General features: G+C 72.7%; 5 protein-coding genes. All 5 read right to left on the bottom strand.

Features of this window, described 5'->3' with window-relative positions; translation table 11 throughout:
• A partial coding sequence (locus JNW89_RS27440) for a branched-chain amino acid ABC transporter permease (RefSeq protein ID WP_238451254.1) occupies nucleotides 1–1087 on the bottom strand: 1087 nt, incomplete at its 3' end.
• Nucleotides 1084–1974, bottom strand: coding sequence for a branched-chain amino acid ABC transporter permease (locus JNW89_RS27435; RefSeq protein ID WP_154941755.1), 891 nt, complete (start codon nucleotides 1972–1974; stop codon nucleotides 1084–1086). The genes JNW89_RS27435 and JNW89_RS27440, both read right to left, overlap by 4 nt.
• Entirely contained in the window at nucleotides 1971–2699 is a 729-nt protein-coding gene (locus JNW89_RS27430) for an ABC transporter ATP-binding protein (RefSeq protein WP_238451253.1), read from the bottom strand. The genes JNW89_RS27435 and JNW89_RS27430 overlap by 4 nt, the downstream gene beginning before the upstream one ends.
• A complete protein-coding gene (locus JNW89_RS27425; RefSeq protein WP_179801947.1) occupies nucleotides 2696–3439 on the bottom strand; it encodes an ABC transporter ATP-binding protein in 744 nt (247 codons plus the stop codon). The genes JNW89_RS27430 and JNW89_RS27425 overlap by 4 nt, the downstream gene beginning before the upstream one ends.
• 3 nt (nucleotides 3440–3442) lie before the next feature.
• On the bottom strand, nucleotides 3443–4648 hold the full coding sequence (locus tag JNW89_RS27420; protein ID WP_238451250.1) for a substrate-binding domain-containing protein: 1206 nt from the start codon (nucleotides 4646–4648) through the stop codon (nucleotides 3443–3445).
• Nucleotides 4649–4990 lie beyond the last annotated feature (342 nt).

Raw genomic sequence — 4990 nt, 5'->3', positions numbered from 1 at the left:
GGGTTAGGCGGGAGGTGAGGCTGGCCAGGCCGCCGGGGAAGAAGTAGACGGCCAGGATGAAGACGGTGCCGAGGACGAACAGCGGCTGGCTCAGCGGGCGGCTGAGGACGGCCGGGAGGCTCTCCACCGCGTCGCTGGTGCCGAAGGCGGTGAGGCGGTGGTCCAGGTACATGTAGAGGACGCCGCCGAGCACCGGACCCCAGCGGGTGCCGGGGCCGCCGAGCACCACCATCACCAGCAGCGACAGGGTCAGCTCCGACGAGGTGATGTGCGGCGAGGCGCCGCCGACGATCAGGCAGTAGACCACCCCGCCGCTCGCGGCGAGGCCGCCAGCCAGGGTGAACGCCACCAGCTTGAACCGGTACGGGTCGAGCCCGAGCACCCCGATCCGCCGCTCGTCGTCGCGCAGCCCGGCCAGCACCCGCCCGGTGGGCGAGCCGGAGACCCGGTGCACCACCAGGACCACCAGCGCCAGGTACGCCAGCGCCAGCCAGTACAGGTTGACCGTGTTGGTCACCCCGACCAGGGCCGGCGGCAGCCCGGACACGTCCAGCGGCAGCCCCTCCTCACCACCGGTCCAGCCGCCGAAGTCCCGGGCCACCAGGATCGCGCCGACCTGGGCGAAGGCGAGCGTCACCATGGCGAAGGCGATCCCGACGGTGCGCAGCGCGACCGCGCCGAGCAGCGCGGCCAGGATCGTCGCCCCGGTGACGGTGAGCAGCGCCGCCTGCCACAGCGGCAGCCCGGCCCGGGTGACCAGGATGTCCGTGCCGTACACCCCGGCGGCGAAGTAGAGCGCGTGCCCGAACGAGAGCATCCCGGTCCGGCCGAACAGCAGGTCGTAGCCGGCCGCCAGCCCGCCGAAGACCAGGCAGACGGCGAGCAGTTGCAGGGTGCCCGGCGAGTTCAGCGGCCCTTCGAAGATCCCCGGCAGGCTGACCGTCGAGTACGGCAGGATCGCCGCCACCGCCAGCGCCGCCAGCGGCAGCCACGGCCGTACGCCGTGCCAGCGGCGGCGTCCCGGAGTCAGCTCGTCGGGCACCGCCGCGGGCGGGGCCGGGACCTCGGGACTCTTGACCTCGGTCATGCCGTTGCCACCTTTCCGGCGAAGCCCTGCGGACGCAGCAGCAGCACCACGGCGAGCAGCCCGACCACGCAGATGTCGCCCAGTCCGGACTCGCCGTAGTAGTTGACGAACTGTTGCAGCAGCCCCACCGCGACGGCGGCGTACGCGGACCCGACCACCGAGCCCATCCCGCCGATCACCACCACGATGAACGCGAAGATCAGCAGCGAGCCGCCCTGACCGGGCGAGACGGTGCCGAAGTAGACGCTGCCGAGCGCGCCGGCCAGCGCGGCGGCGGCCCCGCCGATCGCGAAGACCAGGGTGAACGCCTTGCGGACGTCGATGCCGAGCGCGGTCACCATCTCCCGGTTCTCCACCCCGGCCCGGATCACCAGGCCGTAGCGGGTCCAGCGGAGGAAGGCGAGCAGCGCGCCGAGCACCAGCACCGCGGCGACGATCAGCAGCAGCCCGCCGTTGGGCACGTTCGCGCCGAGGATCGAGGTCACCTGACGGGTCCACTCGGGGCGCGGGAACGGGCGCGCGTCGGCGCCCCAGGTCGCCTGGAGCAGCGCCACCCCGGCCAGCGACAGACCGACGGTGACCAGCACCTGCTCGATGGTCCGCGAGTAGAGCGGCCGGATCAGCACCAGCTCCACCAGCACCGCGACGAGGGCACCGGCGAGCACCCCGAAGGCGACGGCCACCACGAAGCCGAACCCGTCGGAGCCGGCGCCGGGCAGGTTGCCCGCGGCCCACCAGGTCGCGTACGCGCCGACGCCGAGGAAGAGCCCGTGCGCGAAGTTGAGCACGTCGGCCAGGCCGAAGACCAGGGAGAGCCCGGAGGCGACCAGGAAGTAGAGCGCCGCCAGGCCGAGCCCGGTCAGCGCCAGCAGGATCACCGTGGTCATGAGTGCACCTCCGCCGAGCCGACCCCGAGCAGCGACTTGGTCAGTCCGGTCTCCAGCAGCAGTTCCTGGGCGTTGCCGGCCCAGGCCACCTTGCCGGCGGCGAGCACCACCGCGTCGCGGGCCAGCCGCCGGACCACGGCCAGGTTCTGCTCGACCAGCAGCACGGGCACGGACTCGGCCACCCGTTCCAGCACCTCGGCCACCTCGGTCACCACCTTCGGCGCCAACCCCTTGGTCGGCTCGTCGACCAGCAGCAGCCGGTTGTCGTTGAGCAGCACCCGGCCGATGGCGAGCATCTGCTGCTGCCCGCCGGAGAGCGAGCCGGCCCGTTGCCGTCCGCGCCGGTCCAGCTCGGGGAAGAGCGCGAAGACCTTGTCGTACGCGGGGGTGGTGCCCCGCCGCTCGGCGAGCCGCAGGTTCTCCGCGACGGTGAGGCCGGCGAAGACGCAGCGGTCCTCCGGCACGTAGCCGAGCCCGCCGCGGACCAGCCGGTGGGTGGGGCGGGCGAGCAGGCTCTGCGCGCCCATCCGGATGGCGCCCCGGACCTCGCCGTTGCGCGGCGTCAGGCCGACGATCGCGCGCAGCGTGGTGGTCTTGCCGACGCCGTTGCGCCCGAGCAGCACGGTGACGCCGGTCGGCGCGACCGTGAACGACACGCCCTGGAGGATGTGCAGCCCGGCGATCCGCACGGACAGGTCCTCCACGCTGAGAACGGGCTCCGTCATAGCGACTCCCCCAGGTAGGCCTCCTGGACGGTGGCGTTGGCCATCACCGTGTCCGGGGTGTCGCAGGCCAGCAGCGCGCCGTGGTGCATCACGGCGATCCGGTCGGCGAGTTCCAGGATCACGTCCATGTGGTGTTCGACCATCAGCACCGCCCGCCCGCTGTCGCCGGTCAGCGACTTGATCACCGCAACCAGCTCGGGCACGTCCTCGGCGCTGACGCCGGCCATCGGCTCGTCCAGCAGCATCACCCGGGGTTCCCCGGCGAGCAGCAGGGCGATCTCCAGCTTGCGCTTCTCGCCGTGGGCGAGGGTGCCGGCGAGCGCCGCGCCCCGGTGGTGCAGGCCGACGCGGTCGAGCGCCGCGTCGGCGGCGGCGGCCACCTCCCGGTCGGCCGCCGCCCGCCGCCACAGCTTCATCGAGCCCCCGCGGTACGCCTGCACCGCGAGCCGGACGTTCTCCCGAACGGTGAGCGAGCCGAAGACCGAGGACGCCTGGAAGGTGCGTCCCAGCCCGAGGCGGGCCCGCCGGTGCGGGGGGAGGGCGGTGATGTCCTCCCCGTCCAGCAGGATCCGACCCTCGGTGGGCCGGCGCAGGCCGGTGATCAGGTTGAACAGGGAGGTCTTGCCGGCGCCGTTCGGCCCGATCACGCCCAGGAACTCCCCGGGCGCCAGGTCGAGGTAGACGCTGTCGACGATGGCGACCTCTCCGATCCGCCAGGTCAGACCGCGGGTGGCGAGCACGGTTCAGCCCTTCATCTGGGTGACCGGCGGCGCGGTCTCGTCACCGGTCAGGCTCTTCTGGGCGGCGGCGGTGAACGCGGTGCCGCTGCCGGAGAGCTTGGCCTGGTACATCGGCTGGAGCAGCGCGTGGTCGCCGGCGCGGATGGTCATCGACCCCTTCACCCCGTCGAACGTCCAGCCTTCGAGGGCCTTGATCATCTTATCGACGTCGTCGCCCCCCTCCTGCACGGCGCGGACGACCATCTGCGCGGCGGCGAAGCCGTCCGGGTGGAACAGGTCGATGGTCCCGCCGGGGATCTTCGCCTTGGCGGCCTTCGCGGCCTCGGTGTCGCTGGCCCCGTCGAAGTAGTGCGACAGGAAGGAGATCTTGCTGCCGGCGGCGCCGAAGGTCGGCCAGGAGGCGCGGATGTCCAGGCCGGTGACGACCGTGGTCGAGCTCAGCACGCCCTGCTGGTCGAGGGTCTGCCACATGGCCGGGGCGGTGGTGCCGGCCCAGGCGACGAAGAGCAGGTCCGGCTTGGCGGCCTTGATCTGGCTGGCGAACGGGGTGAACTCGGTGGCGCTGGCGGGGGCGCGGACGCTGCTGACGCTGGCCCCGGCGCCGCCGATGACGGCCTTCACGGCGGCCTCGTTGGCGTCGCCGAAGGCGCCGTCCTGCGCGAAGACGACGACCTTCTTGCCGGCCGGGTCGCCGATGAACGACTTGGCCGTCACCACGTCCTGGTACGACTGCCGACCCGAGCGGAACGTGTACCGGTTCGCGCCGGTGATCGCGTCGGTGGCGGCCGGGCCGGAGATGAACAGCACCTTGTTCTGGGCGGCGATCGGGGCGACCTGGAGCGCGACGCCGGACGCCGTCGAACCGGCAATGATCTTCGTACCCTTGCCGATCAGGTCCTTGGCGGCGGAGACCGCCTTGGCCGGGTCGCCGGCGTCGTCGACCTCGGTGAGCTCGATCTTGCGGTCACCGACCTTGCCGGTGCCCTTGGTGGCGTAGTCGAGGCCGGCCTTGAACCCCTCGATGTACTGCTTGCCGTAGCTGGCCAGCGCACCCGACTGGGAGTACACCAGGCCGACCTTGACCGGGGCGGCGGAGTCACCGCCACCCGAGGCGGTGTCCTGCGGGCTGCCGCAGGCCGTGGCGGCGAGCGCCGCGGCCATCATCGTGGCGGCGGAGAGGAACGCCCGCCGCGTGTGCCGGACCGTCATCGCGACTCCAGGTGAGGACAGGAAGCATGTGTCGGCTCACGCTAGAAGTGACGTCACCCACGGGCTATGTGGCCCCGGCACACAAGTGATACCGACGGGGTGGCCGGCCGTAACAATCACCGGATCGGTCCGTCCACGGCACCGGACCGCGATGGCCGTCGCCGCCACCACCCGGCCCGCTCGTGTGTCGCGCCCCGCCATCGCCCCCGCCGCCTCCGGCGCTCCCGTTACTCGCCCGGCGGCCGGCGTGGTGCGCCGCAGGGGCGTCGTGGTCGGCCGGGCGGGGGGCAGCGCGGCGCGTCGAGCAGCCGGTCGCAGAAGACCCAGTGGCGTACGCCCTGC

Source organism: Micromonospora sp. 4G55 (assembly GCF_016803375.1).
This window is presented reverse-complemented; position numbering and strand designations above follow the sequence as displayed.